Source organism: Flavobacterium soyae (genome assembly GCF_045348165.1).
GTDB lineage: Bacteria > Bacteroidota > Bacteroidia > Flavobacteriales > Flavobacteriaceae > Flavobacterium > Flavobacterium soyae.
On the sequence record NZ_CP150845.1, the window covers coordinates 4,842,161 to 4,865,114 of the forward strand.

Below are 22,954 nucleotides of genomic sequence, written 5' to 3' on the forward strand. Positions count from 1 at the left end.
AAATTATTTTTTAGCCGCTTTTAAATAAGCCTCCGGGTTTGAAGGATCAAAAACCGTTTTATCCATCGTTAGCGAGAAAGGTTTCATATCATCATTTGGTACTTTTACTTTCAGGCTTTTGGCTACTTCTTCGTATAAATCCTGCAAAATCAATTTATCGGCAATTGCTTTGTAATTTGGAGCTTCTTTCAAATACCCAAATCGAACATATTGTGCCATTGCCCAAATCGCGTATGATTTTCTAGGGTAATTAACCAAGCCGCTTTTGTAAAACAGCATATAATCTTTAGTGTAAACTTCTGTTCCCTGATTACAGCCTAAATCATAATTTCCCATTAATCTATTTTCAATAACATCTGCAGGAGCATTTACATAAGGTGCTTTCCCTATTATCGCAGCAGCTTTTTTACGATTCGCCGGATTGTCCAGCCAGATACAAGCTTCCAGAACCGCTTTCATCACTTTTACAAGATCAGTTCTGCGTTTTTCACTAAATTCCTTATTAACAACCAAAGCTTTTTCAGGATGATCTTTCCAGATGTCTTGTGAAGCCACTTGTGTAAAACCAATTCCCTGTTTTACTGCAACACCACCCCAAGGCTCTCCAACGCAATAACCATCCATATTTCCAACTTTCATGTTTGCCACCATTTGCGGCGGCGGAATCGTAATAATTTTAGATGTTTTTTGATTTACACCAGCAATAGCCATCCAGTTTCTTAGCCATAAATCGTGCGTTCCTCCGGGAAAAGTCATGGCAAAAGTCACTTCTTTTTCTGCCTTAAGTTTGGCCGCCACAACAGGCGCAATTTTATTCATTTGTTTGAAACCTACTTTTCCGCAAAAATCATTCGAAAGTGTTATAGCCTGACCGTTAACATTCAACATCATGGCGATTTTCATTTCAGAACCTGCTTTCCCTCCTACCCCGGTATAAACCGAAAACGGCATTGTATATAGACAGTGCGCTCCGTCTAATTCACCAGTTAAAATTTTGTCACGAACATTGGCCCATGAAGATTCTTTGGTCACCACTACTTCAACTCCATATTTTTTAAACAACCCTAATTCTTTAGCCATTACAATTGGAGAACAATCTGTTAACGGAATAAATCCAAGTTTTACAGGATCATTTTGAGCTGTAACTTCTGTAAAAGAAACGGCTAAAACGAGTATTAAAGTCAGTATTATTCTTTTGAAAACTTCTATTGTATTTATCTGTATATTTTTCATTTTTACAAAATTTAAAAGTTGTTGATTATTATTTTTTAGCTAAAAAATTAGGTTTGATATTTAGCATTACATAAGCAAACTGTGGATTTAAATCGGCGTTGGCAACATTTTTAACCGCTGCAGAAGCCATAGAATTGGTGGCTTTCATAAAAGAATAACCTGCTTCGATATTTATAATTTTGGTTAGGTTGTATTTTACTAGCAGATCAAGTTCGGTTCCTAAATAAGAATTTAGTTTTCCACCAGCCCCATTAGACAAAGTGTTTCCCGACTCAAAACCGTGAATATCCAATCCGAGACTTAAATTGTCTTTGGCATTGTATTTTATTTTGAAGAAGTAATTCAGTAAACCTTGTTTTCCAAAACCGTTTGCAGCATAAAAATAATCCATGCTTCCCCAAAATTTATGAGGCGTTCCGTAAAGTGGGTCAAAGCGATTGTCTTTTGAATCGGCCGTAACTGTTTTTGTTCCGTCATCTCCAGATAAAAAGTCAACTCCGGGACCAATAAACAATTTCCTTCCTACTTGTAATGTTGACGTAATCGAGAACAAATTGGCGTTTAGTGATCGTCCATCTTTATTTTTTCCGCCTTGATAATAATAGCTTCCTGTTAAATTTAATTTTCGGGTTACATTGGTATTGAAGTAAATTCCTGTTGTATTTCGGCTCCAAACTCCTGTTCCGTTTACTTTTGTAGTAACTGGAGGTGTTCCGGCAGTCGTTAAAGTGTATTTGTTGAAATCATCTTTAAAAAATAAAAAGGACAAGTCACCAAAGAAGAATTTTCTCCCCACATAAGCATATTGAAACGACTTGTACATCGTGCCAATTCCGTTGGTTCCTGCACCATAAGCCGGATTTGTACCATTGTAAATTGTTCCTGTATTATTTTCTTTATTCTGATTAAAAGCAGCCCCAACATCAACAGTCCAGCCTTTATTGGCAAATTTAAAGACAATCGCATCGTGACGTCTTCCTTGTTGCAGCCAATCTAAACTTCCCAAGACTTTTTGATCGTCATAAGCAATTTCCTGACGTCCTGCTTTTATAGACAGATTCTGAATTGTACTTACAGTGTCGTTCAAAAAAATCTCTGCCCAGGCTTCGTGCAATAAAATTCCGTTATTTGCTTCTGTCGTTGTCCTGTTGATAGAGGAAGCATCTTGTCCCCAAACACGAACATCTTGCAAAGCGGTAAAAATTTTAAATCTATATCCAGAATATCCGGCATTTAATCTTGTTCTCTGACTTGTAAATAAAGCAGCTTTATCACCTTCTTGCTGCAAAGTTCCTTGCCCGGCGCGCATTTCAACACGTTCTCTTAACTGACCTGTAAGTGTAAATTGTGCTTTTGCTTCATAGTTTCCCAACAACGTAAGTACAAACCCCAGTAGAATAGATTTCGAAAGTTTTGATAAAAATTTAGTGTTGCGTGTTTTTAATATAGGATTGGTTAATTTGCTCATAATAATTATGTTTTTGATTTGTATGAAGCAAATTTATATACGTACTAATACTTAAGTACAATACTTATACCATATCAAAACATTTTTTTTAACCCAAAAAAAGCGCTTGAAAATCAATTTGTTTTCTGCGTTTTCGCATGATGTTGGTGTCAGGTCCTTTAAAACAAGAGATCTCTGGAATTACGTAATTTAACTTAATTAGATAATGAGAGAATTGTTGGAATGGTGAAAAAGAAGTAAGATGCAAGAAGCAAGATGAATGGAGAATGTGATTGCAATGGTTATTTAGCGAACCTGAAACTTGAAACCTGAAACTTGAAACATGAAATCTAAAACCCCTAAAAATACTTATGTTCTATTATCTCTGACTGAAGTTTAGGAATAGCAAGAATACCAATTCTTTTGCCGACTGTTTTGATAAGTTCTTCTTTTTTAAGACTTGAGAGAACGCGAATAACCTGTTCTTCAGTAGTTCCGGCGAAGTCTGCTATTTCTTTTCTTGAAAGTTCAATTTCAATTAAGCCGTTTATTTGACCGAATTTTCGGTGAATGTATAAAAGTAAATCGATAACACGCTCACGTACATTCATATGAGCAATTTTACGGATATTGTTTTCGCTTTTATTAAGTTCATCGGCATAAAACAACATTAAGGCATAAGTAAATTCAGGAACATTTTGAAGGATTTCCATCATGGTTTCATTGCTGAAATTACACAAAACCGTATCTTCTAAAGCATAAGCTCCAATAAGATAGCGTTTGCTGGTCCCGAAACCACGAAAACCAACTGTGTCTCCATTTTTAGTAAGACGAACGATTTGTTCACGTCCGTTAATTCCGGTTTTAACCGTTTTTACTTTTCCTTTACAAATAAAATAAAGTCCTTGAATTGGAGCACCTTCGATAATAAACTGCTGCGATTTTTTGCAAACAAAACTATGCTTCTTTTGAACATATTGTTTCATTTGTTCCAGATGCAGATGTTTTTTAATAAAACAGTTCTCGTTTTCGCAGGTATAACAAATGGCTTGCTCGTCTTTCATGAGTCCTAAATTTTAACCGATTTAAAAACTAATTTGTTGTTCCTCATTTATTTTCATCAAAAATAGAAAAAAAAATTCAAAAAAATAAGTATTTATACGTAAAAATACTTATTTTTGTATAAGTGATTTATCTAAATCTCTGCAGATTCAAAAAATAGTATCTAAAAAAGAACTGTAATGCAAAATACCAAAATCAAAACTACCTGTTCGTATTGCGGCGTTGGCTGCGGTATAATCGTAACCAACGATGCCAAAAACGGCGTGATGGTAGAAGGTGACAAAGATCATCCGGTCAATAAAGGAATGTTATGTTCTAAAGGAATGAATCTGCATTATGTAGTAAACGATACTTCAGATAGAATTTTATATCCGGAAATGCGCGGCAGTAAATCGTATCCGCTCGAGCGTGTGAGCTGGGATACGGCTCTCGATAGAGCTGCAGCTGTTTTTACTTCAATTATAAAAAAACATGGTCCTGACAGCGTTGGATTTTACATTTCGGGACAATGTTTAACCGAAGAATATTATCTGGTAAATAAATTGGTAAAAGGTTTTTTAAAGACCAATAATATCGATACCAATTCCAGACTTTGCATGAGTTCTGCCGTTGTGGGATATAAAAAAACCTTTGGAGAAGATTCTGTACCAATTGCTTATGATGATATTGAACTTGCCGATACACTTTTAATTACCGGCGCAAATCCCGCTTGGTGCCATCCTATTTTATTTAGAAGAATTGAAAAACATAAAGAGAAAAATCCGAAAACAAAAATAATCGTAATCGATCCAAGGCGAACTGATACAGCCGCTTTTGCCGATATACATTTACAGATTATTCCCGGATCAGACATTATTTTATACCATGCAATCGCCAAACGCATTATCGAAAAAGGCTATGTAGACCACGATTTCGTTAAAAACAATGCCGAGAATTTCAAACAATACAAAGATTTGGTTCTAAGTACTTCGCTTGAAAAAGCATCTAAACTATGCGGTATTCCGGTAAACGATATTAAGCTGGCTGCTGATACCATCGGAAAAGCAAAAGGTTTCCTTTCGTTTTGGGCAATGGGTTTAAACCAAAGTGCTGTTGGGGTTGACAAGAATACTGCTTTACTGAATCTCTCTTTATTAACCGGGCAAATAGGAAAACCCGGCTCCGGGCCTTTTTCTTTAACCGGACAGCCAAACGCAATGGGCGGGCGTGAAGTTGGAGGCATGGCTACACTTTTAGCAGCGCACAAAGACATTGCCAATCCCGTGCATCGCAAAGAAGTAGCAGATTTTTGGGGCGTTGACGAACTTTCAGATAAACCTGGTTTAACAGCAACAGAAATGTTTGATGCACTGGAATCAGGTAAAATGAAAGCTGTTTGGATTATCTGCACCAATCCGTTAGTAAGTTTACCTGATTCCCGTCGTATCGAAAAAGCATTACAAAATGCCAAATTCGTAGTCGTTCAGGATATTTCGCACAACGCCGATACAGCAAAATTTGCCGATTTATTACTGCCTGCTGCCGGATGGCTGGAAAAGGAAGGAACGATGACTAACTCCGAACGCCGTATTTCTTATCTACCAAAAGGAATTAATCCGCCTGGAGAAGCACTTCCGGATGCCGAAATCTTAATTCGTTTTGCTAAAAAAATGAATTTCAATGGTTTTGATTTTAATAGTACCGAGGAAATTTACAAAGAACATTGTGCCCTTACCAAAGGCACAAACATCGATATTTCATATTTAAATTATCATCGTTTAAAAACCGAAGGGACTTTTCAATGGCCCGTTCCAGATTATGGACATCAGGGAACTCCCCGTTTATTTACCGATAAAAAATTCTATACACCGTCGCAAAAAGCCATTTTCAATTTACCGGCAGCAATTGAAAATACATCAGAACAGCCAACGCCGCAATTCCCGTTTATTTTAACAACCGGAAGAGTTCGCGACCAATGGCATACGATGACCAAAACCGGAAAAGTATCACGATTAATGACACACACCCCAAGTCCGGTTTTAGAAATAAATCCTATCGATGCTTTCAAAAACAATATTAAAAACGGCGATATTGTAATTGTTTCGAGTAAAAATGGAGAAGTTCGGGTAAAAGCAAAAGTAACCGACTCTGTCAAAGAAAAGGTAGTTTTCCTGCCGATGCATTGGGGAAAACAACTCGAAAATGATTTAAACCGAACCAACAATTTAACCAATACTGTTGTTGATCCGGTTTCAAAAGAACCCGATTTTAAATTCACTACCGTTTCGATTACGAAATATGTAAAACCTTTTCAGAAAATTGCAATTGTGGGTGCCGGTGCGGCTTCATTCCGATTTATTCAAAACTACCGGGAATTCAATACAACCGATGAAATTATTGTTTTTTCGAATGAAATAAACCCGTTTTACAACCGCGTTTTACTACCGGAATATATGACGGGAGAATTCAGCTGGGAACAGCTTTTAAAAGTAAAAGACGGCGAAGCTTTAAACAAGCTCAACATTACTATGAAAGCCGGCGTTGCGATTGATAAAATAGATACAGCCAGCAAAATTATAAAAGACAGTTTAGGCGAAACGCATACTTTCGATTCCTTAATTCTTGCAACCGGAAGCCGTCCTTTTATTCCAGAAAATGCACAGCTTCATCTTCCTGGCCGTTTTACCGTAAGACGCAAAGAAGATGCAGATCGCTTGAAAAAACATTTAGACAGTACCAATCTTCCAGCCGAAGAGCAGCATGTTGTTATTATTGGAGGAGGTTTGCTAGGATTAGAATTGGCAGCTGCTTTAAAACATAAAAAAGTAAAAACAACCATAATTCAAAGAGCTTCCCGTTTAATGGAACGTCAGCTGGATTTAATTTCCAGTAAATTATTGGCCGAAGAGGTTCAGCTTCGAGATATTCAGATTTATTTTGATAATGAAGTCAGCACCGTTTTTGAAACCGATAATCCAAACGAAATTGAAATTGCACTGAAAAGTGGCAGGATCATTACCGCAAATGCAATTGTATATACTATCGGAACAATTCCAAACATAGAAATTGCCCGAGAAAGCGGCCTTTCCTGCGGACGCGGTGTAAAAGTAAATCAGTATCTCCAAACCTCAAATCCAGACATTTTTGCTATTGGAGAAATCGCCGAATTCAACAATAAACTATTCGGAATCACCTCTGCCGCTGAAGAACAAGCTGATATTCTGGCCAACTTTTTAGCAGGCGATATCAGCAGTTATTACAAAGGTTCGGTCTTAATGAATATTTTAAAACTCGAAGATTTAAATCTTTGCAGTATCGGCGATATTGAAATCCCGGAAAACGACGATTCATTTGAAGAAATTGTTTTTGCCGATTTGAAAAAACGTTATTACAAAAAATGCATCGTAAAGGATGATTTGCTTGTCGGAGCCATCTTAATGGGTGATAAAAGCGAGTTCGCCGAATTCAAAACGATGATCGAAAGCAAAATCGAATTATCAGACAAACGAAATTTACTTCTTCGCGGAAGTTCAACCGCAAAACCGGTTTTAGGAAAATTAGTCTGCTCCTGCAGTCAGGTTGGAGCCGGAAACATCGAAGAAACGATTAAAAGCGGGGTCAGCAATTTCACCGATTTATGTAAGAACACAGGCGCCGGCTTAGGCTGCGGAAGCTGTAAAACAGAAGTTAAAGAGATATTAGCGAAGTGTAAAGTTTAGTGGTCAGTGTTCAGGTTTTTAGTGATCAGTAAAAAACTAAAGACGAAACCCGAACACTAAAACTCTGAACTTTGAACACTGCAAACTGAACACTAAAAATTCTGAACACTGAACACTACAAAAAAATGGAATTGACAAGATTAATAGTAAAAGGAGGCGTTATTTCGCCGGGAGAGTTGAGAGAAGTTGTTAATATGGCAATGGATCAGGGTTTGGAATCTATTTCATTTGGCTCCAGACAGGATATTATTTTCCCGAAAAGTTTTAAATCTTTGGATAAAAACGCTTTAGGAAAACATCATTTTGTTTATCCCGATCAAAAAAGTGGAAATAATATTGTTTCGTCTTATGTTTCGACTGATATTTTTAGAAATACAAATTGGCTTACCGGAAATAAATTCCTATATATATTGGAGCTTTTTAAAGAACAGCCAAAACTTAAAGTTAATATAAACGATCCGAAACAACAGCTGGTACCGTTGTTTACGGGACATTTAAACTTCATTGCTTCAGAACACGAAGATTATTGGTATTTATACATTCGTTTACCAAAATGGGAACGTATGGAAGTTTATCCTGTCTTGATTTACAGCTGGGATATTGCCAAATTCTATTACGAAATCGAAAAAATTACCGCCGAAGAATCTATCGGAATTGACTTGATTTTTAATTTGGTCAGCGAAGCTTTAGACACCAATAACAGAACAATTGACAAGCCTTTAAATATTCCGTTTTATCCGTTTCCTTATTATGAAGGAATGAATAGAATGGGAATCGATCAATACTGGCTTGGTCTTTATTGGCGAAATAACTTGTACGATCTTGATTTCCTGAAAGAAATGTGCGATTTATGTTTCGATTGTAAAATTGGAAAAATCTGTATTACGCCCTGGAAATCATTCATCATAAAAGGAATTCCAAAAGATCGAAAACTAGAATGGGAAAAATTCCTAGGCAAAAGAGGGATCAACGTGCGTCATTCTCTCTTAGAACTTAACTGGCATTTGCCTGTTGCAATGGAATGGGCTTTAAGTTTAAAAACTTTTTTAGTTCGAACGCTCGATCAATTTGATATTAGTACTTATGGTCTAACATTTGGATTATCAGAGTATAATCGCGACGGACATTATTTTACTTCAATTGTTGTTGAAAAAAACGAACTTCCAGCAGCTTTAGAATCAATTAAAATCCGTGATACTTATAATGTTTTGTTTGCGAAGAATTTCGACCCAAATACACGTGAATATATCGTTCATTCACAAGACATTGACAAACTTGAACTGCCAACTATTCTAATCGAATTAAGCCGAAAATATTTCGACGAACTCGGAAATACAGCGACAGAGACTACAGAAAACCAGCAGAAAAAAGAAAAACCACAGCAGGATATTTACCAATGCCAGGAATGCCTGACACTTTATAAATCAGAATACGGAGATGAAAGTCAAGGTATTCCAAAAGGTATTTTGTTTACAGATTTAGGAGAAAATTATTGCTGTTCCTTATGCGGAGCACCAAAAAGCAATTTCAAAATTCTGGAAATTGCAGAGAATTAAACATTTACACCATAATAAAATTATTAGGAGCTAATCCCATTGTCCTTCTAAATCCTTTGTGCCAGTCCCGATAGCTATTCGGACTGACACAAAGGATTTTCTCTTCCATCGGGGTAATGGCAATCATTTTTTAAAAGAAATATCGGTAAAATGCATTTTACTGCCCGCCTTTTACATCTCGCTTTTTACAATATTTCACATTTATACAGCAATTTCTTCTATTTTTTCATGTAGAATTGTTAAGAGATTTGAAGTATAAATTTTATCAGAAAAACTAAACATTTCACTTTCAAACACTTAATGTTAAATTTTAACAAAAAACTTAACATTGGGAAACTTGTTTTATAGTTATCTTTACTTAACCATAAATTAACAATTTGATTACATTGTTATTAATAATCCTCATTTAAAAGCACATTTATATGGAAAACAAGAACGAAGAAATTACCCCAGAGAAAATTGATTCACCTACAACTGAAAATATTCAGCCCGCAGCAGAAAATGTAAAGGCTGTAAATGCAACACCAGTAAAAGCACCAGTTCGTAAAGCTGCTCCAGTTAAAACTACTGCAACGGCTAAACCTGCTGCAACAAAAGCCCCGGCAGCATCTGTTACAAAAACAGCAGCAACTACACCAAAACCGGCGGTACGAAGAACTCCTGCTAAAAAAGTACTAACTCCAGCTATTAAACCCGAAGCAGCAAAAACAGTGGTTACAGAAACTGCTGTTACTAATGTAAAAAAAGAAAGCACAAATGAAGTAGTTAAAAGTGAAGAAGCTGCTAAAAATAAATCTGACAAAAAAGAAAAGAAAGTGAAAGACAAAGAAAAGGACAAAGCGAAAAAGCAATTAGCTAAGAAAAAAGAGAAAGCTAAAAAAGACAAACAGAAAGAAAAAGCTAAAAAAGCAAAACTAAAAGCCGCAGCTAAGAAAAAAGAAAAAGCTAAAAAAGCTAAAGATAAAGCAAAAGCAAAAAAAATTGCAAAGAAGAAAGCGAAGTCTCAAAAAAAGGCAAAAGCTAAAAAGAAAAAATAATATCAAAGAAAGGTTTGACTTTAAAAGTTGAACCTTTTTTTGTTTTAACGCACAGTTTTGTCATTTCGACGAAGGAGAAATCGCACTAGAAGCTCCGCAAAGTGAAGAGCAAATCTTTGTCGATTTACGAGTGCGATTTCTCCTTCGTCGAAATGACAAGATTATGTGAAAAAAGGCTTCGACTTCGCTCAGCCTGACAATTAATAATTAACTCCTAACCTCCAATCGCAATCATACTACGATTGTCAAAATGTTTCTTAGGATCATTCATTTCATCCATCGTAACCATTCCGGCGCGGACTTTCTTTTTATTTTGAACAGATTGAGAAATCAAATTTGTAATTGATTCGCCATTTCTATAAGGCGTTAAAAGATCTGTTTCTGAATTGGAAAAAAGGCAGTTTTTTATTTTTCCATCTGCCGTCAAGCGGATTCGGTTGCAGCTGTCACAAAACGGATTTGTAATCGAACTTATGATTCCGAAATCGCCTTGAAAACATTTTATTTTATAATTTCTTGAAGTGAAGTTTTTTTCGTCTTCTAATTTCAGAATCTCTTCAGAAGAAAATTGAGTTCCAACTAAAGATAAAATCTCATTTTGAGAAACCATTTTGCTCCTGTCCCACTCGTTTCCAGCAAAAGGCATAAACTCAATAAACCGAACTGAAATAGGCAGAAACTGCGTTAGTTTAACAAAATCGACAATTTCGTTGTCATTAAAACCTTTCATTAAAACTACATTTACTTTAACCTGAAAATCATTATTCAAAAGCAAATGCAGATTATCTACAACTTTCTCAAACTGATTTCTGAGCGTTATAGAATGAAATTTAGACGAAACCAGTGTATCTAAACTCAAATTGATTTTTTTGACTTTAAACTGTTTTAAAACGTCGATATGACGATCTATTAAAATTCCGTTTGTAGTTATCGAAAGTGAAATATTTAAATCAGCTAATTTTGCGATTATCTCCGGAAAATCTTTTCGTAAAAGCGGTTCTCCGCCTGTTAATCTAATTTTGTCAACACCATTTTGTACAAAAGTCTGGGCGATACCAAAAATCTCTTCAGCCGTCATTAAACTGGCTTTAGGAGAAAGCGCAATTCCGTCAGCCGGCATGCAGTACGTACAACGCAGGTTGCATTTTTCCAACAGCGAAATACGCAGATAGTTGTGTCTGCGCCCAAAAACATCCGTCAAAATTGTGTTAGAGGCTGTCATGATTTTTTCCTTTTAAAATATGAAAGACGTGCATTACATGCGGAAAAACAGCGTCCATCGATTCTCTCGCTCCGTTTGTTGAGCCTGGCAGAGCCAAAACTAAACTTTTGCCCAAAGTTCCGGCTACAGTTCTTGAAAGCATTGCGTATGGCATTCTCTGCTGTCCGTAATCGCGAATTGCTTCTTCGATTCCGGGAATTCTGCTTTCTAAAATTGGTGATAAAGCTTCCGGCGTAACATCTCTTGGAGATAATCCCGTTCCGCCTGTAAAAATTACTAGTTGATTATCTTTTGCGTAAGCTTTTGTTCTTTCCTGAATTATATCTAATTCATCAGGGATGATTTCATAATGAGAAGTTTCAACTCCGTAAGAATCTAATTTTTCCACAATAATTTTTCCAGATCTATCTTCTTTATCTCCTGCAAAAATGGAATCAGAACAAACAAAAACCGCTGCTTTTATCGCATACGGAAATTTATTTTTAAAAGAAGATTTCCCGCCTTCTTTATTAATCAATTTGATGGTCGAAATTTCGATTTCTTTATCAATCGGTTTTAGCATATCATACATTGTAAGCGCTACAATTGATGCGCCGTGCATGGCTTCAACCTCAACTCCGGTTTTATAAACGGTTTTTACATTAAAGATAATATAAATCTCCAATCCTTCAATTTTATATTCAACCGAAGTAAATTCAATAGGAAGCGGGTGACAATCCGGAATCGATAAATGCGTATTTTTTACTGCAAATAATCCAGCCGTTTTTGCCATTTCGAGCACATTTCCTTTCGGAACCAAATTGTTTACTACAGCATCAATTGTTTCTTGTCTGCTGACTTTTACAATTGCCGTTGCGGTTGCTTTTCTTAATGTGCTTATTTTATGCGTAATATCTACCATTCTGTTTTCTTAGGTATTTTGTTTCCAAGTAAATGTATCGTTTTCAAACATTTCTTTGCCAAAAATCGGTACATCGGTTTTTATCCAGTTTACGATCGCTTCAGTTGCTTCATAAACTTGTTTACGTCGCATTGCTGAAACAAAAACGAACAAACAAATTTCGCCTGCTTTTACAACGCCTAAACTGTGGTAAATGTGCATACAGGTCAAATCGAATTTAGCGAAAGCTTTTTCGCGAATGGTGTGCAAAGCTTCATTCGCCATATCCGTATAAGCCGAATAATCGATTGCTACGACAGTATTGTCGTGAATTACATCGGCACGAACTTGTCCTAAAAAGATGTTATGTGCGCCAATTGTGTGTTTCGATTGATGTTTAGCAATCGACTCCGCTATAAATTCAGGAGAAATTGGTCCTTCTACAAATACATTTTTACTCATTTTTTTTATTTGTTACTGTAGTTTTTTTGCCACAGATTATACTGATTAAAGGGATTTTTCTTTTGCCACGACTCGAGCAATAGCGAACAGGCGAAGCAATTACACTAATTTCCACGAATTATTTTTTGATTTTTTTGAATAAAAAATTAGTGTAAATTGTCTAATTCGTGGCAAAAAACTTTACACCAGTAATTCAAAAAAAATCTTTTTAATCTGTGTAATCTGTGGCTATAAATTTATCTCTGTTGCTAATAATTGTTTCATCGCTAAAACTCCGCCAGCAATACTTTTTATATTATTAAATTGATGTTTTTGAAGCAATTCTGCTGCAATTTTACTTCTAATTCCAGATTGACAGAAAATATAAATTGTTTGACTTTTATCCAGTTTTTCAATTTCATTTTCTAAATGCTGCAAAGGAATCTGGATTTGATTTTTTAAACTGATTTTCGGCAGTTCCTCTTCATTTCTAACATCCAAAAATAAAACGGAATCTTTGTTTATTTCATGCAAAATCGATTCAAAACTTATTTCTTCAACTTCAGATTTATTATATTTTTCTTCGAATAATTCTCTGTTTATTAACTGAAAATCACTTTTATCGAAATCGTATTTTTGCTGTTCGTTGTTGAGAATATTATAAACTAATATTTTACCGCTTAAAACTTCTCCAATCCCCAGAATCATTTTTAAAACTTCATTTGCCTGAAACATTCCGATAATTCCAACCGAAATTCCAATTACTCCGGCATCTTCACAATTTAATGCATTAATGTTTTTATCTGGATACAAACATCTGTATGTTGGCCCGTTTTGATAATTGAAAACCGAAACTTGTCCCTGAAACCTAAAAATAGAACCGTAAACCATTGGTTTATTAGTTGCTAAACAAGCATCGTTTATTAAATATTTAATCGAAATATTATCTGTTGCGTCAACAATAATATCATAATTTTCAAATAACGAAATGGCATTTTTACCTGATAATTTCTCAGCAAAAGCGTTGACTTTCACCAGCGGATTCAATTCTGAAATCATCAATTTTGCTTCTTCAACTTTGGATTTCCCAACAGCCGAACTTTTGTAAATTACCTGACGATGTAAATTTGAAATTTCAATTGTATCATTATCTACAATCCCGATTTCACCAACTCCGGCTGCGGCTAAATAAGGCAGAATTGCCGCACCCAAACCTCCGGCACCAATAACCAAAACTTTAGATTTCGATAATTTATGCTGACCATCCTCTCCTATTTCAGGAAGAATCATTTGTCGGTTATATCGGTTTGATGCACTCATAAATTAATTTTATCCTCCGGCAAACGGAGGTAATAAAGCAACAATGTCACTAGTTTGTAAATTGTAATCTGCTGCTTTTGAAACTATTTTTTGATTTACTGCTACGCTAAAAGAAAGTGATTCGAACTCATATTTCTCGTTTAAATCCTGCAATAGTTTTTGCAAAGACAATTCTTCGGAAAAAGATAATTTTTCGAATTCACATTTTGTCTTTTCGGCAACAGCTCCAAAATATTTAATCTCGATCATTTTTATAAATTTAAATTCTGAAAAATGAATTCATCTTCAAAATGTTCCTGAAAATAGGAAATCCAGCTTGAAGTATTTCTAACCACTTCGCCAATTACAATAATTGCGGGCGATGATATATTTTTTTCAGCAACCAATTTAGTGATTGTATTGATAGTTCCAATCACTTTTTGTTCTGAATTTTTTGTTCCGTTTTGAATAATGGCAATTGGTAAATCGTCATTTCTGTTTTCCTGATAAATCGAAATAATTTCTTCCAGTTTATGCATTCCCATCAAAATTACTACTGTTGCAGCCGACTTTGAAGCTAAATGAATATCCTTTGACAATTTATGTTCTGAAGTTGTTCCGGTAATAACCCAAAAACTTTCGGCAACTTTGCGCTGTGTCAGACTAATTCCAACCGAAGCAGGAACGCCCAAAGCAGATGAAATTCCGGGAACAATGGCAGTTTCAATTCCAAATTCTTCTGCGAACTCGATTTCTTCGCTTCCTCTTCCAAAAACAAACGGATCCCCACCTTTTAAACGCACCACATGTCCGTGACTTTTGGCCATTGAAACAATCAAATCGTTGATCTGATCTTGTGTGTAAGCATGGCATCCTAATCGTTTTCCAACAAAAATAATTTCGGCATTTGATGCATATTCTAATAATTCTTCGTTGACCAAAGCATCATACAAAACTACATCGGCACTTTTTAAAGCTTTTATGGCTTTCATCGTAATCAATTCAACGTCTCCTGGTCCTGCGCCAACAATCGTTAATTTTGGTGTTTTTAAGTTTTGCATAATCTTTTAACTTAAATTGATATTCAGATCATTTAATTCGTCGGCCGAATTAATATTCGTTAAAGGAAAGTTTTCACTTTCATCTATATTGATAATTTGATGCGGTACCTTTGCCAGTAAATCCATCATTTTTAATTCATCCGTTTCAATTGCCTTTTTTATAACTGGAAGGATTTTTTTTGAATAAATTCCAATTAAAGGATGCAAGCGGCTTTCTGAAGCAAAAATGGTAATTCCGGCTTCCTCAGTATGTTTTGAAATTAATTCTTTTAATAATTCTGTCGAAATCAACGGAATATCACAGCTCAAAATCAAATTAAATTCGGTTTTAGAATTAGATAACGCTGTATAAATTCCGCCTAAAGGTCCTTTATCTGAAACAATGTCCGGCATTTTTTCATACGGCAGATAATTGTATTCTTTTGATGCCGTAATTAGTTTTATTTGCTCTGTAATAGGTAAAATTGCCTTAATTATATGTTCTATAAATGGTTTTTCCTGAAACAGCACTAATCCTTTTTCAGACTGCATTCTGGAGCTTTTTCCTCCGCAAAGAATAAATACTGTTAGTGTTTCCATGTTTTTTTTTGTTTCAGGTTTTATTATTTATTCTGCCACTCCCGATAGCTATCGGGATTTCACAGATTAAAGTGATTATTTTGAAATACTTTGTCTTGATTCTTTTGCTACGAATTACACAAATTTTCGCAAATTTTTATTTGTAGAAGCCAAAAAAACTTCATTTAAATTTGTTTAATTCATTGCAAACAAAAATCCTTTCTAATCTGTGAATCCCGATAGCTATCGGGAGTGGCAAAAAATTCTGCGTACAGAACTTATGACTTCTATTTTATTATTATTTCAAGGAAAAATCAATTTAACGCTTGCCATCAAAATCACTGTTCCTAATACCATTTTTAATGTTTTGTTAGAGAAAGAACCGCTTCCGTAAAATCCTCCTAACATTCCTCCTACAACTGCAATTGGAACTAAGTAAAAACTTTCCATCGGGATTGTTTTTCCTCCTAAAAAGAAACCTAACATTCCGGCAGTTGAATTCACAAAAATGAATAAACTCGAAACTGCTGCCGATTCTTTTACTGATGCCCATCCTAAAAACAATAAAATCGGACTCAAAATAATTCCGCCGCCTATTCCTAACATTCCTGATAATAAACCTATTGCAAAACCAATTACCAATGCAATTGGAAGATTAATTTTTACTTCTTCTTTTTCTTTAAAATTAAATACTCCAAACAACCTCAACGCTGCAAAAACCAGCACAACTCCTAAAACAATTTTATAAATCGCATTATCTAAAGTTATAAAACCTCCAATAAATGCTGCCGGAATTGAAGCAATTGCAAACGGATAAAAGAGTTTGGGCTTGAAATAATTATTCTTATAATAAAACAAAAACGAAATACTCGAAACAAACAAATTCAACAGCAAAGCCGATGGTTTCATAATTGAAACCGGAAAAGCAAAAATGCTCATTAAAGCCAAATATCCCGATGCTCCGCCGTGCCCAACGCTTGAATATAAAAATGCAATTACAATTAAAGCAAAACTGAATAATAATATGTTTTCAGAACTTAATAGGTTCATTGTTTTTGTTTGTTTCAGGTTTTCTTTGTTTGCTTCGCCAATTCGGCTAAAGCCTCGTGTCAGGTTTCAAGTTGCTAAGCCATATGTTTTATATTACACACTGCTTTTCATCCTTAATCCCCAAAAATCTATTCTCTATACTCTTTATTCTATTTTCTTTTTCTAAAAATCTAAAATCTGAATTCTAAAATCTAAAATTTCTTAATCTATCGGCAATAACGTTACTAATTGTCCTTTTTTATATTCCTGAATATCTTCCGGAACAATAAGTAAACTATTTGCTACGGCAAAAGTGTTGAGCATTGCAGAACTTTGTCCGTCGAGTACTGTGACTTTTGTTTCGTCGTATTTTGCTTTTAAGAATAATGTTTTTCCAGTGCTGTTCTTAATATCCGAATTTAATTTTCGAACTACTTTTGTTTTATGAATTTCTGTAAATCCTAATTTGTTTTTTATCGCCGGTGAAACGTAAATATAAAAATTCGTCAGCGATGAAGCTGGATTTCCTGGCAATGCAAAAACTAAAGTTTCATTTTTTGAGCCAAAGAACATAGGTTTTCCAGGTTTTTGATTGATTTTATAAAACAATTCCTGAACGCCGTTTTGCAATAATGCTTCTTTTACAAAATCATAATCTCCAACTGAAATTCCGCCGGAAATTAAAACAACATCGTATTTTTTCAGAATACTTTTAAGCGCATTTTTTGTCGCTTTTAAATTATCTTTTACTCTGTAAACTTTCGTTTTTTTGATTCCGATAGTTTCTAGTGCTGCTTCCAGCATAACCGAATTACTTTCGAAAATTTTTCCTTTTTTAAGTTTTTTTCCTGGTTGTACTAATTCATTTCCGGTAACTAAAATGGCTGCTTTCGGTTTTTTGTAAACCTCAACTTCTGTAATTCCTAAACAAGCTAAAAATCCAATTGCTGCGGGCGTGATTAAAGTATTGGCTTCAAAAACTATATCCTCTTTTCTAATTTGTTCTCCTTTTGGGCGAACGTTAGAAAACTTCTCAGGCATTGTGGCAATCAAAATTGAATCTTTATTTGCCATTACATGTTCCTGCATTACGACTGTGTCAGCATTATCGGGAACAAAAGCACCTGTAAATATCCTAATTGCTTCTGTATTTTTCAGCTTTATGTTTGAATGATCTCCAGCCTGTGAAGTCCCAATAATATCATATTGATGTCGAATACTGTGCGTGAATGCATATCCATCCATTGCCGACTGGCGAAACGGCGGCATGTCGATTGGCGAAATTACTTTTTCTGCCAAAACATACCCTAACGCTTTGCTAACCGAGATTAGCTTTGTCGGCATTTTTTTGCTGTTTGCCTCAATAATCGCTATCGCATCTTCTACTTTAATCATTCGTGTTATTTTTGCAAGCAAAAAATACTTATTACAAATATAAGTATTTTTACTTAGTTAAATCAATTAAGTGCCTAAATTTTTTAAAAATATAAATTTAGCTTAATTCTTTTAAATACCGAGCGAAAAAATCAAATAGCTTTTAAAGTTGAAGTGTTTGATTTACTTTCTTTTAAAATTACCTTTTGGAAGGTAATATAACCATGCAAAACCAATAAAAAATAGTATTGCTGAAGCTATAAAGGCAGGAATTAATATTTCCTTATTATTTTCTAATGCATTATTTAAGGATGCATATAAAAGCCAGATTTGAATGCTGACATTTAAAATCAGAATAAAAATAAGTGTCGAAAGTATATTGTTCAGCTTATTAGGGTTAGCACGGTTCTGGCTTCGTCTAAAAGTACTCATATCTATAAATTTAAATTATAAAATCTTAGCTGTCTTTTTTCTCGATTAATGCTTTAACAAAAACAGCATTTTCTTTAAATACAACTTCTAACTGCGGTAAAGCTCTTGGCGGCGGACCTGCAATTACATCGCCGGTCATGGCATCAAATGAACCTTCGTGACAAGGACAATGTATAATTCCGGTTCCGGGTTTGTAAAATACGGAACACGAAAGATGCGTACATTTTTGCTCGTAGGCTCTAAATTCGCCGCTTTCTAAGTGAATTAATATATACGGAATTGTACTTCCTTCTAAAACAAAACCACGAGTTCCGCCCACAGGAACATCTTCCTTATTGCATATAAAATGTTCACCTTGCACTTCCTCTTTTGGCAATAAAAAAGCTTTTGCGGTTACGAATCCGCTTCCTACCATTAATCCGCCTGAAACAAAAGTCAGGAATTTAGCAAAATCGCGTCGGCTGACCTGAGTTGATTCCTGTTTTTTTATTGGGAAATCTTTTTTCCAGTTTTGATTTAAATTATCTTCTTTTGACATGGATTTAGATTTAATATATTCTTAATTCATTACTACCTTTTGGCATCATAATATTGACTTTAGTTTTGACTTTTTCCTGTCCAAAAATAAAATTATTGATTGGCGTACTATTCGGTCTCATTTCTTCGATTTGTTCTCTTGTTCCGTAAAACAATGCACCGCTTGGACAAACTGTGGCGCACATTGGTTTTTTGCCTACGCTAGTTCTGTCATAACACATCGTGCATTTCATCATCAAATCGTATTCTTCGACTTTTTTCGGAACTCCAAAAGGACAAGCCATCACGCAGTTTGAACATCCTATACATCTTTCGGTATTTGCAGTATGTACTATACCAAACTCATCTTGCGAAATTGCATCGGCTGGACATACATTGGCACAAACCGGATCTTCACAATGCATACAAACCTGAACTGTGGTTTGAATTGTCGACGAACGATCTACATAATTCACGCTAATTAAGGTTTGTTGGCCATTGGTTTCACATTCGGCACAGGCCATTTCGCAGGCTTTACAGCCAATGCAGCGCTGCATATCTACAAAAAACTCTTCGTTTGTATTAAAATTGGTCAAATTCATAACTTCCTTTTTTATAGATTAAACACTTGCATACGCTTCAGATTCTTTGGCCGGCGGCGCTATTTTTCCCTGAGAATCTAATAAACAGGCACAGACTTTAAACTCCGGAATTTTAGAAATTGGATCTAAAGTTCCCGGCGTTAATTGATTCGCCGATTTATGTCCCGGCCAGTGATATGGAATAAAAACAGTATCTTTTCTAATGGTTTCTACAATATTTGCAGGAAAAGTTCCTTCGCCTCTTCTCGTTGCCACTCTTACTAATTCTCTTTGTTTGATTCCGTATTTTGCAGCTAATTCAGGATGAATTTCTAACATTGGTTCTGGAAACTGATCTACCAGTTTTCCAATTCGGCGTGTTTGGGTTCCGCTTAAATATTGTGAAACTACACGGCCTGTTGTTAATGTTATTGGATATTCTTCATCGGTAACTTCGCCCGGAAGTTTATAAGGCGCAGGATTAAAATGCGCTTTTCCGTCTGGGGTTTTAAACTTTTTATCTTCCCATAATCTTGGCGTTCCGGGATGATCTTCTGTTGGACAAGGCCAAAAAACGCCCATATTATCTTCTACTTTTTTATAGGTGATTCCGAAATAATCTGCTGTTCCGCCTTTTGAAGCGACACGCAGTTCGTTGAAAATTTGTTCGCTATTATCGTACGTGAATTTATCTTTTTCGCCCAAACGTTCTGCAATTTCTAATAAAATCGAAGTATCAGTTCGTGCTTCTCCCGGAGGCGTAACCGCTTGCCTGATTCTGATCACTCTTCCTTCTGCAGAAGTTGTTGTTCCTTCTTCTTCTTCCTGTAAAGATCCTGCCAAAACAATATCGGCATGGCGGGCAGTTTCATTTAAAAAGAAATCTATACATACGTAAAATTCTAATTTTTCTAGTGCCGAACGCACATAATTATTGTTTGGGAGTGAAACCAGCGGATTGAAGCAAATCGAAATTAATCCTTTGATTTCATCTCTATGAATGGCTTCTATAATTTCATAAGCGGTGAGTCCTTTTCCGGGTAAATCTTTTTCATCGATTCCCCAAACTTCAGAAATGTATTTTCTATGTTCGGGATTTTCAATATCTCTGTTTCCAGGCAATTGATCGCATTTATGTCCGTGTTCTCTTCCACCCTGACCGTTTCCTTGTCCGGTAATTGTTCCGTAACCGCAATAAGGTTTACCTATTCTTCCTGTTGCTAAAACGAGATTGATACAGCCTAAAACATTATCAACACCTTTTGAATGATGTTCAATGCCGCGCGCATGCAGTAAAAAGCTTGTTTTTGCTTTTCCCCATAATTCGGCGGCGGCTTTAATTTTTTCTTTGTCAATTCCGGTCACTTCTTCTGCCCATTCCAGAGTATAATCTTTAACAGCATCGATTGTTTCCTGAAATCCTGATGTATAATTATCAATAAAATCATGATCTAACATGTCGTGATCTACCAAATATTTCAGCATTGCGCCATATAAAGCAGAATCTGTTCCGGGTTTTACATCGAGATGAATATCGGCAGTTCTTGCCAGCGGAATCATTCTTGGATCAATAACAATTAATTTTGCTCCGCGATCTCTTGCTTTCCAAATCCAATGTGTTAGGGTTGGGAAAGTTTCGCTGATGTTTGCTCCCGTAACTATAATTACTTCGGCATATTCTAAATCAGAATAATTGTTTGAAGCACGGTCTAAACCAAATGCTTTTTTATTTCCGGCTCCGGCACTTACCATACAAAGTCTTCCATTGTAATCGAGGTTTCTTGTTTTTAAAGCAACACGGGCAAATTTTCCAACTAAATAACTTTTTTCATTGGTTAATGAAACTCCAGATAACATGGAGAATGCATGTTTTCCGTATTTTTCCTGAATTCTTTTTATTTCAGAAATGGTTTTATCCATGGCATCATCCCATGAAACTTTTTCAAAACCTTTTCCTTCTACTCTTTGTATCGGATGTAAAAGTCTATCTGGGTGATTATTCTGCAAATATCTTTGAACGCCTTTTGGACACAAACGTCCTTCATTAAAAGGAAATTCCATCCACGGTTCAAAACCTACTACTTTATTTTCTTTCACTAATAACTGAATTCCGCACTGCATTCCGCAAAAACAGCAATGTGTTTTTACAACGTCATCTGGTTCGTCTCTTCCATCGTAACCATCTACAGGCGCATAATTTAAATGCGGACCAAATGCTTCAATTATTTTTTCAGTTGATACGGGTAGTTTTGCCATGTCTAATTTTTGTTTGTTTTGTTTGCTTCGCCAATTCGGCTGAAGCCTCGTGTCAAGTTTCATGTTTCAAGTTTGCTCATAGAACGTGAAACTTGAAACCTCAAACTTGAAACTTTTATAATTTTATTTGTTTTGTTTTGTTTTAGGTCTCACGTTCTGTGCGGAACTTGAAACCTGAAACCTGAAACTTGAAACCTTTATAATTATCCAAATAAATTTCCGCCTTCTTGTCTGGCTTTTAAGTGTGCTTGTGCCAGGCGGGATCTTTTTCCTTCTGGGCTTAAATCGAGATGAGAAGTTCCGTCTTCGTGGGTAAAATCAAAACCTAGTTCTTTGGTTACGATTTTTAAATCATTGATATGAAGCTGGGTTGCAAATTCTTCTCCAGTATGAGGGCAGACTGCCATTCCTTTTTTGATTCCTTCCTGCTTGTAAATATGTGCTCCTATTTGCGCCGGACGCTGAATGATATGGAAAAATTTTCCAAACGGAATCCAAATCAAAAACATAATTACGGTTACGGCATGAATTACGGCAAGAAAATCATATGCAAAACCTTTCATGAATTGATAGGAATATGTTAAACATAATCCTGTAACTGAAATCGCGATTAATAAAATTAAGGGCAATAAATCGCCTTCAAAAGTCTGTGTTGCAATTAATCCGGGGTTGGTTAATCTTCTTCTTAAATAATAAACAGAGCCTATTATTACTAACCATGATGACCAGTTTAAGGCATGGAAAATCAGAAAAGCCAGAAATGAATTTATTTGAAAATCCATCATTTTAAATCCGAAGAAATGCGCTTCGTAAATGGAAATTGAATTTGGTGCCAATGTAAAGTGAATCCATCCAAATGTAAGCGGTATTGTTATGGCAAAAGCCGATAAACATCCTATAGCTATACAAAAATGGGCAAACCATCTCCATTTACTTCTTGGGTAAATAAACTTTTGAACGACAATATTTTGTACTGATTCTTTCCCCAGAAACCATAAATGCGAAATTATTTTTCCAGTAAAAAGAAATTTAAGACTTCTTTTAAAATACATCCACGTTGGAGGTCTTTGCAGCCAAACGGTATAGCGATACACGATTCCGAAGAAGGCGAAAACGGTTCCGAATAAATAGGTAACTAATGCTGCATCAAAGTTTTGTAATTGTCTTGATCCGTAAAACACCAATATAATTGTAAGTATAGAAACTAGTGTTGCAACAAGTAAGGCTTTGGTATTGTATGTTTTATCTTTCATCCTTAATTTTTAATTTAAT

Annotated in this window: 20 protein-coding genes; 3 read left to right on the forward strand and 17 right to left on the reverse strand. The window is 35.4% G+C overall.

Features of this window, described 5'->3' with window-relative positions:
* Nucleotides 1-3: 3 nt before the first annotated feature.
* The 3 genes from AABD74_RS20005 to AABD74_RS20015 all read right to left on the reverse strand — a co-directional run bounded on the left by AABD74_RS20005 (nt 4) and on the right by AABD74_RS20015 (nt 3,744).
* On the reverse strand, nt 4-1,233 hold the full coding sequence (locus tag AABD74_RS20005) for a CmpA/NrtA family ABC transporter substrate-binding protein (RefSeq protein WP_232682756.1): 1,230 nt from the start codon (nt 1,231-1,233) through the stop codon (nt 4-6).
* A 28-nt stretch (nt 1,234-1,261) separates the two neighbouring features.
* Nucleotides 1,262-2,701 carry an alginate export family protein gene (locus AABD74_RS20010; RefSeq protein ID WP_406844064.1) on the reverse strand — a complete coding sequence of 480 codons (1,440 nt, stop codon included), beginning with the start codon at nt 2,699-2,701 and terminating at the stop codon, nt 1,262-1,264.
* Nucleotides 2,702-3,039: 338 nt separating this feature from the next.
* The gene (locus tag AABD74_RS20015; RefSeq protein ID WP_232682754.1) at nt 3,040-3,744 is read right to left on the reverse strand and encodes a Crp/Fnr family transcriptional regulator; all 705 of its coding nucleotides are present in this window, start codon (nt 3,742-3,744) and stop codon (nt 3,040-3,042) included.
* Nucleotides 3,745-3,921: 177 nt separating this feature from the next.
* Here AABD74_RS20015 and AABD74_RS20020 point away from each other — a divergent pair, with 177 nt between their 5' ends.
* The 3 genes from AABD74_RS20020 (at nt 3,922) to AABD74_RS20030 (ending at nt 10,033) form a co-directional block, all read left to right on the forward strand.
* Nucleotides 3,922-7,440 carry a nitrate reductase gene (locus AABD74_RS20020; RefSeq protein ID WP_232682753.1) on the forward strand — a complete coding sequence of 1,173 codons (3,519 nt, stop codon included), beginning with the start codon at nt 3,922-3,924 and terminating at the stop codon, nt 7,438-7,440.
* Nucleotides 7,441-7,565: 125 nt separating this feature from the next.
* Nucleotides 7,566-8,996: a rubredoxin gene (locus AABD74_RS20025; RefSeq protein WP_406844065.1), complete on the forward strand. Its 1,431-nt coding sequence runs from the start codon at nt 7,566-7,568 to the stop codon at nt 8,994-8,996.
* Between the two features lie 422 nt (nt 8,997-9,418).
* A complete protein-coding gene (locus AABD74_RS20030) occupies nt 9,419-10,033 on the forward strand; it encodes a hypothetical protein (RefSeq protein ID WP_406844066.1) in 615 nt (204 codons plus the stop codon).
* 214 nt (nt 10,034-10,247) lie between these two features.
* Here AABD74_RS20030 and moaA read toward each other — a convergent pair whose 3' ends face one another.
* The 14 genes from moaA to AABD74_RS20100 form a co-directional block, all read right to left on the reverse strand.
* Complete coding sequence (gene moaA / locus AABD74_RS20035; protein ID WP_406844067.1) at nt 10,248-11,255, reverse strand: GTP 3',8-cyclase MoaA; 1,008 nt, start codon at nt 11,253-11,255, stop codon at nt 10,248-10,250.
* Complete coding sequence (gene moaCB / locus AABD74_RS20040) at nt 11,242-12,156, reverse strand: bifunctional molybdenum cofactor biosynthesis protein MoaC/MoaB (RefSeq protein WP_406844068.1); 915 nt, start codon at nt 12,154-12,156, stop codon at nt 11,242-11,244. The genes moaA and moaCB overlap by 14 nt, the downstream gene beginning before the upstream one ends.
* A 9-nt stretch (nt 12,157-12,165) precedes the next feature.
* Nucleotides 12,166-12,597: a molybdenum cofactor biosynthesis protein MoaE gene (locus tag AABD74_RS20045; protein WP_406844069.1), complete on the reverse strand. Its 432-nt coding sequence runs from the start codon at nt 12,595-12,597 to the stop codon at nt 12,166-12,168.
* Nucleotides 12,598-12,825: 228 nt separating this feature from the next.
* A complete protein-coding gene (gene moeB, locus AABD74_RS20050) occupies nt 12,826-13,896 on the reverse strand; it encodes a molybdopterin-synthase adenylyltransferase MoeB (RefSeq protein ID WP_406844070.1) in 1,071 nt (356 codons plus the stop codon).
* A 9-nt stretch (nt 13,897-13,905) separates the two neighbouring features.
* Nucleotides 13,906-14,145 carry a MoaD/ThiS family protein gene (locus tag AABD74_RS20055; protein WP_406844071.1) on the reverse strand — a complete coding sequence of 80 codons (240 nt, stop codon included), beginning with the start codon at nt 14,143-14,145 and terminating at the stop codon, nt 13,906-13,908.
* A 2-nt stretch (nt 14,146-14,147) separates the two neighbouring features.
* A complete protein-coding gene (cobA, locus tag AABD74_RS20060) occupies nt 14,148-14,936 on the reverse strand; it encodes a uroporphyrinogen-III C-methyltransferase (RefSeq protein WP_406844072.1) in 789 nt (262 codons plus the stop codon).
* A gap of 6 nt (nt 14,937-14,942) precedes the next feature.
* A complete protein-coding gene (locus AABD74_RS20065) occupies nt 14,943-15,515 on the reverse strand; it encodes a molybdenum cofactor guanylyltransferase (protein WP_406844073.1) in 573 nt (190 codons plus the stop codon).
* Nucleotides 15,516-15,797: 282 nt separating this feature from the next.
* The gene (locus AABD74_RS20070) at nt 15,798-16,544 is read right to left on the reverse strand and encodes a sulfite exporter TauE/SafE family protein (RefSeq protein ID WP_406844074.1); all 747 of its coding nucleotides are present in this window, start codon (nt 16,542-16,544) and stop codon (nt 15,798-15,800) included.
* Between the two features lie 201 nt (nt 16,545-16,745).
* Entirely contained in the window at nt 16,746-17,918 is a 1,173-nt protein-coding gene (glp, locus tag AABD74_RS20075; RefSeq protein ID WP_232682743.1) for a gephyrin-like molybdotransferase Glp, read from the reverse strand.
* A gap of 162 nt (nt 17,919-18,080) precedes the next feature.
* A complete protein-coding gene (locus tag AABD74_RS20080; protein ID WP_053470284.1) occupies nt 18,081-18,329 on the reverse strand; it encodes a DUF6755 family protein in 249 nt (82 codons plus the stop codon).
* Between the two features lie 25 nt (nt 18,330-18,354).
* On the reverse strand, nt 18,355-18,867 hold the full coding sequence (locus tag AABD74_RS20085; protein WP_232682741.1) for a ubiquinol-cytochrome c reductase iron-sulfur subunit: 513 nt from the start codon (nt 18,865-18,867) through the stop codon (nt 18,355-18,357).
* 10 nt (nt 18,868-18,877) lie between these two features.
* Entirely contained in the window at nt 18,878-19,447 is a 570-nt protein-coding gene (locus AABD74_RS20090; RefSeq protein WP_406844075.1) for a 4Fe-4S dicluster domain-containing protein, read from the reverse strand.
* Between the two features lie 18 nt (nt 19,448-19,465).
* Nucleotides 19,466-21,682 carry a molybdopterin oxidoreductase family protein gene (locus AABD74_RS20095; RefSeq protein WP_406844076.1) on the reverse strand — a complete coding sequence of 739 codons (2,217 nt, stop codon included), beginning with the start codon at nt 21,680-21,682 and terminating at the stop codon, nt 19,466-19,468.
* Nucleotides 21,683-21,885: 203 nt separating this feature from the next.
* Nucleotides 21,886-22,935 carry an MFS transporter gene (locus tag AABD74_RS20100; protein WP_232682739.1) on the reverse strand — a complete coding sequence of 350 codons (1,050 nt, stop codon included), beginning with the start codon at nt 22,933-22,935 and terminating at the stop codon, nt 21,886-21,888.
* Nucleotides 22,936-22,954: the final 19 nt, after the last annotated feature.

What these genes read in the sequence shown, in the direction of transcription:
- AABD74_RS20005 (WP_232682756.1), bottom strand. Translation starts at nt 1,233, where the DNA reads ATGAAAAATATACAGATAAATACAATAGAAGTTTTCAAAAGAATAATA.
- AABD74_RS20010 (WP_406844064.1), bottom strand. Translation starts at nt 2,701, where the DNA reads ATGAGCAAATTAACCAATCCTATATTAAAAACACGCAACACTAAATTT.
- AABD74_RS20015 (WP_232682754.1), bottom strand. Translation starts at nt 3,744, where the DNA reads ATGAAAGACGAGCAAGCCATTTGTTATACCTGCGAAAACGAGAACTGT.
- AABD74_RS20020 (WP_232682753.1), top strand. Translation starts at nt 3,922, where the DNA reads ATGCAAAATACCAAAATCAAAACTACCTGTTCGTATTGCGGCGTTGGC.
- AABD74_RS20025 (WP_406844065.1), top strand. Translation starts at nt 7,566, where the DNA reads ATGGAATTGACAAGATTAATAGTAAAAGGAGGCGTTATTTCGCCGGGA.
- AABD74_RS20030 (WP_406844066.1), top strand. Translation starts at nt 9,419, where the DNA reads ATGGAAAACAAGAACGAAGAAATTACCCCAGAGAAAATTGATTCACCT.
- moaA (WP_406844067.1), bottom strand. Translation starts at nt 11,255, where the DNA reads ATGACAGCCTCTAACACAATTTTGACGGATGTTTTTGGGCGCAGACAC.
- moaCB (WP_406844068.1), bottom strand. Translation starts at nt 12,156, where the DNA reads ATGGTAGATATTACGCATAAAATAAGCACATTAAGAAAAGCAACCGCA.
- AABD74_RS20045 (WP_406844069.1), bottom strand. Translation starts at nt 12,597, where the DNA reads ATGAGTAAAAATGTATTTGTAGAAGGACCAATTTCTCCTGAATTTATA.
- moeB (WP_406844070.1), bottom strand. Translation starts at nt 13,896, where the DNA reads ATGAGTGCATCAAACCGATATAACCGACAAATGATTCTTCCTGAAATA.
- AABD74_RS20055 (WP_406844071.1), bottom strand. Translation starts at nt 14,145, where the DNA reads ATGATCGAGATTAAATATTTTGGAGCTGTTGCCGAAAAGACAAAATGT.
- cobA (WP_406844072.1), bottom strand. Translation starts at nt 14,936, where the DNA reads ATGCAAAACTTAAAAACACCAAAATTAACGATTGTTGGCGCAGGACCA.
- AABD74_RS20065 (WP_406844073.1), bottom strand. Translation starts at nt 15,515, where the DNA reads ATGGAAACACTAACAGTATTTATTCTTTGCGGAGGAAAAAGCTCCAGA.
- AABD74_RS20070 (WP_406844074.1), bottom strand. Translation starts at nt 16,544, where the DNA reads ATGAACCTATTAAGTTCTGAAAACATATTATTATTCAGTTTTGCTTTA.
- glp (WP_232682743.1), bottom strand. Translation starts at nt 17,918, where the DNA reads ATGATTAAAGTAGAAGATGCGATAGCGATTATTGAGGCAAACAGCAAA.
- AABD74_RS20080 (WP_053470284.1), bottom strand. Translation starts at nt 18,329, where the DNA reads ATGAGTACTTTTAGACGAAGCCAGAACCGTGCTAACCCTAATAAGCTG.
- AABD74_RS20085 (WP_232682741.1), bottom strand. Translation starts at nt 18,867, where the DNA reads ATGTCAAAAGAAGATAATTTAAATCAAAACTGGAAAAAAGATTTCCCA.
- AABD74_RS20090 (WP_406844075.1), bottom strand. Translation starts at nt 19,447, where the DNA reads ATGAATTTGACCAATTTTAATACAAACGAAGAGTTTTTTGTAGATATG.
- AABD74_RS20095 (WP_406844076.1), bottom strand. Translation starts at nt 21,682, where the DNA reads ATGGCAAAACTACCCGTATCAACTGAAAAAATAATTGAAGCATTTGGT.
- AABD74_RS20100 (WP_232682739.1), bottom strand. Translation starts at nt 22,935, where the DNA reads ATGAAAGATAAAACATACAATACCAAAGCCTTACTTGTTGCAACACTA.